1 protein-coding gene is annotated in these 2,287 nt (G+C 68.2%); it reads right to left on the bottom strand.

The features are described 5' to 3' along the window. Positions 1 to 85: 85 nt before the first annotated feature. On the bottom strand, positions 86 to 2,287 hold a 2,202-nt coding region (locus ABT116_RS43055), incomplete at its 5' end, for an alpha-L-fucosidase (RefSeq protein WP_351646192.1).

Genomic DNA, 2,287 nt, shown 5'->3' with positions numbered 1-2,287 from the left:
GACACCGCGGGCGCCCCGGCCGCGCTGGAGAAGGGCGAAGCCATCCGGCGTCGCTTCACCCTGGCGTACTGACCGCCGGTGGGCCTCACAGAGCCGTGAAGGTCCACATGAGGTTGGTGCTGCCGTCGTAGGTCCACTGCTTGGTGACGGAGCCGGAGGGCACGTTGCCGCCGCCGTCGAGGACCAGGCCGGTGGTGCGGTTGGCGATCGAATAGCGGCCGTCGCCCCGGTGCGTGATCCGCCACTGCTGGTTGCTGCCACCGTTCCAGGCGGCCTGCCGGGCGGTGGAGCCGTCGGCGGCGGCACCCCAGCCGTCGGCCACCATGCCGTTGGCGCGGTTGACCAACTTGTAGTAGCCGTCGCCGACGTCGACCGCCTGCCAGTGCAGGTTGGGGCTGTTGTCCCAGCTCCACTGCTTGAGGTCGGAGCCGGAAGCGACGTCTCCGCCGGAGTCCAGGGCCAGGCCGTCCGTGACATTGGTGATCCGGAAGTACGAGGACGGCGCGAACTGGACCCTCAGCGAGGCGATCCTGTCGTTGCCGCCGGTGTCCCGAAGGTCGGGGACGTCGGTGGTGAACGTCCACGAGGTGCCGGTGAAATCGTCCCCGGAGTAGCCGGTCACCTGGTAGCCGGGCGCCGGCCGTAGTGAGGACAGGCTGCGGGGACCGAGGCCTGCGAGCTCGAGTCGCTCACCGTCGTAGTCGCCGGCGGCGAGGACCGCGGCCGCCCCGCGGTAGCCGGAGTCCGGGAAGGCCACGGCACCGCGCAGGGGGCGCAGACCGGGGATCTGGCCGGAGAACTCGAGCTTCAGGACGTACGCGTGGGCCTGGAACGGCGCTGTCGCCGGCAGGGCCACCCGCAGGCCGGTCGCGCTCTGGACCGGCTTGGGCAGGGTGATGTAGTGACCGGCCTCGTCGTCGAGCAGTTTCACCGACCGCAGCGAGGTGAGGTCGATCCGGCCGGAGTTGAGCGTGCCGATCGTCAGCGAACTCCCGGGCCAGCCCAGGACGGTGGCGTACAGGGCGGTGTTGGCCTTGTTCCGGGTGAACCGGATGTCCTGTGCCGTGCCGGCGGTCGGGTTGGTGAAGGAACCGCCGCCCATCTTCGTCGGGCCCTCGCCGTACGCGGTCCAGGCGCGGGTGGAGTACACCGACTCACCGAAGCGCTTCAGGTAGTCGCCGATGCCGAGCAGGATGTCCTTCTGCGCCTGCGGGATGGTGCCGTCGGTCTTCGGGGCGATGTTGAGCAGCATGTTGCCGTTCTTGCTCACCCGGTCGATGAACGAGTGCAGCATCTGCTGGATACTGTAGTAGCCGATGCCCTCCGTGTAGCACCAGCTGGAGCTGGAGATGCTGTCGTCGGTGAGCCAGTACGGTGCGGTGAGGTCGCCCGGGCCGCCGCGCTCGTAGTCGAAGACCTGACCGCGGTCGCTCATGCCGTCCTTGTAGGTGGCGACGACTTCCTGGCCCCAGGCTTCGGCCTGGTTGTAGTAATACGCCAGGAAGTTGAGCCGCTGCTTTTCGTCGACGGCGTCGAGCTTGAAGTCCTGCCAGAGGATGTCGGGGCGGGCGCGGTCGATGACCTCCTTGAGCTTGTCGTACCAGAGTTGGTTCTCCTCGCCCGGACTCAGTTGCCCGTACAGCTTCTTGAGGCTGGGGTCCGTCTGTGCGGGCACGTGGTCGAAGAAGCCGTTGAAGTGGTACGCGTGGTGCATGGCCACCAGGAGCTTGAGGCCCCGGGCGCGGATGGCGTCGGTGAACAGCCGCAGCAGGTCGAGCTTCGGGCCCTTGGCGACCGAGTTCCACTCACTGACCTTGCTGTCCCACATCGAGAATCCGTCGTGGTGCTCGGCGACGGGGCCGGCGAACCGGGCACCGGCGTCGACGAACAGCTGCACCCATTCCTTCGGGTCGAAGTTGCCGCCCGCGGACTTCAACTGGGGCGCGAACTGGACGGTGTTGCCCGCCAGATCCTTCCCTCCGTCGATGAAGTTGCGGTAGGGCCAGGCCGAGGGCGTGCCATAGGTGGCGACGTGGTGCTTGTTGGCCGCGCTGCCCTCGATGTACATCTGGCGCGGGTACCACTCGCTCTCGTAGGCGGGGACGCTGAAGGCACCCCAGTGGAAGTAGATCCCGAACTTGGCGTCTTTGAACCACTCCGGGGCCGGCGGATGCCGGTCGACCGATTCCCAGTCGGGTGTGTAGGTGCGGGTGCGGGGCACTGCCTGCGCGCCACCGGCGCCGAACAGGCCTCCGGCGGTGGTCGCGGCAGCCACCACCGTGGCTGC

It is taken from the genome of Streptomyces sp. NPDC002130 (genome assembly GCF_040296465.1).
In the GTDB taxonomy this organism is placed as follows: domain Bacteria; phylum Actinomycetota; class Actinomycetes; order Streptomycetales; family Streptomycetaceae; genus Streptomyces.
The sequence above is the reverse complement of the archived record's forward strand: the minus strand, read 5'-3'. Positions and strand labels throughout refer to the sequence as shown.